Below are 1,019 nucleotides of genomic sequence, written 5' to 3' on the forward strand. Positions count from 1 at the left end.
TTTATGCCGAGTTGCTTGGATATGCATTTCTTTCGAGGCGCAGTCGCAGCCAAATTGCAGGTTTGATTATGCTGGTTGTTAATGCTGCTTTCGTTCTGCTGCCACAAGATCCGATAACACGTGTCTCTTGTTGGATTGTGTTGAGTATCTTTATGTTGTGGCTTGTTTATAGGATAGCGCCAGCTTCTTGGTCCCGGGTATTGAGAACACAATCCTCTAATTCTAATCTGCGGGGAGGACGATGGCTTTCTCACCATCCCCTCCTCAAAAAAGAGCTCCAATTTCTTATTAGCTTGGCCAGATTATTTCCTTTTGTCGTTTGCCTTGTCAGCATTGAGCTGTTCGGTTATTTCTTCATGGATGATAGCCCGGGGACGATATTGCCTATTAGCACGGCTTTACTAATCTGGATTACCAATGATATTTGGACGTTAAGCAGCATTGGACTTGAAGAAAAGGGAATAACCTTATATAAAATTACTGTTTACGCATGGCGCAAGATGCTGCGTACGAAATGGCTGTTATTGTGGGGACTTTCAAGCGGGATTGCGGTAATCCACCAGATGGTATGGGAGTTAATCTTAAAGCATCCTTTTAAAGATATGATTTTTCCGCTGCTGTGGAACATCCTGCTTGCCGCTGCCATGGTTAGCTTCTGTTTATGGACCGGATACAAATTTGCGGCACCTGAGCGGTCGGGATATTATCGGATCACCTTTTTGGGTAGTTGGGTTATCGCATTCATCATGATTTTGTTGGTTTGCCTGCGTCAGATGAACATGGTTTTATTTACGCTAGCGGCGGTGATTATTCAGGTTCGCTTCTTCTTTTTTTATAGACAGATTCCCAAGGAGTGAGGTTATGTTCAGCAGAGTCTGTGAAGCTCCATTTTCTTTGAAATTAAGTCAGCTTTCATTTGCCTATGGTTCCAAGCAAATTCTTCATGAGATCGATTGGGTCATTTCATCCGGGCAGATCACGGTGCTGTTAGGTCCTAATGGCGCGGGAAAGTCTACCCT

General features: G+C 44.0%; 2 protein-coding genes. Both read left to right on the forward strand.

The genetic code is table 11. The annotated features are described in order from the left end of the window. A partial coding sequence (locus tag L691_RS33090; RefSeq protein WP_025692486.1) for a hypothetical protein occupies window positions 1-857 on the forward strand: 857 nt, incomplete at its 5' end. Window positions 858-861: 4 nt separating this feature from the next. Beyond that, the coding region (locus tag L691_RS34090; RefSeq protein WP_156934318.1) for an ATP-binding cassette domain-containing protein at window positions 862-1,019 on the forward strand (158 nt) is incomplete at its 3' end.

The organism is Paenibacillus zanthoxyli JH29 (assembly GCF_000520715.1).
Taxonomy (GTDB): domain Bacteria; phylum Bacillota; class Bacilli; order Paenibacillales; family Paenibacillaceae; genus Paenibacillus_AQ; species Paenibacillus_AQ zanthoxyli.